This is a genomic window from Corallococcus sp. AB032C, from assembly GCF_003668935.1.
Taxonomy (GTDB): Bacteria; Myxococcota; Myxococcia; order Myxococcales; family Myxococcaceae; genus Corallococcus; species Corallococcus exiguus.
Map to the genome: position 1 here is coordinate 1 of NZ_RAWP01000264.1, position 597 is coordinate 597.

Below are 597 nucleotides of genomic sequence, written 5' to 3' on the forward strand. Positions count from 1 at the left end.
CATCCCCCCGTCCCGCCATGCACGTCCCCCCGTTCACACGCCCGCCCGTCACCAGGGAACTGGTGACGGAGGGAGCGCTTGGACAGGGGCTTCACCCCTTGGGGCAATCCACAAGTGAACCGGCCTACTGGAAGGTCACCTTGCCGTCCCGCTGGTAGCAGACATGCGGCACGCCATCCGTGGGACGGATCGCCACGCTCGGACGGCTGCTGTCCTGCACCGTCCCCAGCTGCGTATAGGTCCAGAAGCCCTGCGCGTTCGTCGTGCCAAGCGACAGCGACGTCCCGTTGCGCAGGGCGACGACCGGCTTGCCTCCGCCGTAGGCCAGGTCCGACGCGCCATACTTGTAATCCACCGCCGAGACCTTCCGGGTGCTGGCCGAGGCGGGCGTCCCGACCGTGATGTCCTCGATGGCGGCCCATTCGCCTTCGTTGATGCTGTTCGCGAGCGCCAGGAAGTGCTGGTCCGGTCCTGAAGCATCCCCTCATCTGAATCAGATAAGTCCGAAGGCCTCTCGGAAGACAGCGTGCTCGCGGACGAGTTGCCCGAATCGCTCCACCAACGGGCGGAGTCGTTCATCGCTCATGCGCGGCATGG

Annotated in this window: 1 protein-coding gene; it reads right to left on the reverse strand. The window is 66.2% G+C overall.

The features are described from left to right. Positions 1-124 precede the first annotated feature (124 nt). Positions 125-355 carry a hypothetical protein gene (locus D7X99_RS41985; RefSeq protein ID WP_121782591.1) on the reverse strand — a complete coding sequence of 77 codons (231 nt, stop codon included), beginning with the start codon at positions 353-355 and terminating at the stop codon, positions 125-127. Positions 356-597 lie beyond the last annotated feature (242 nt).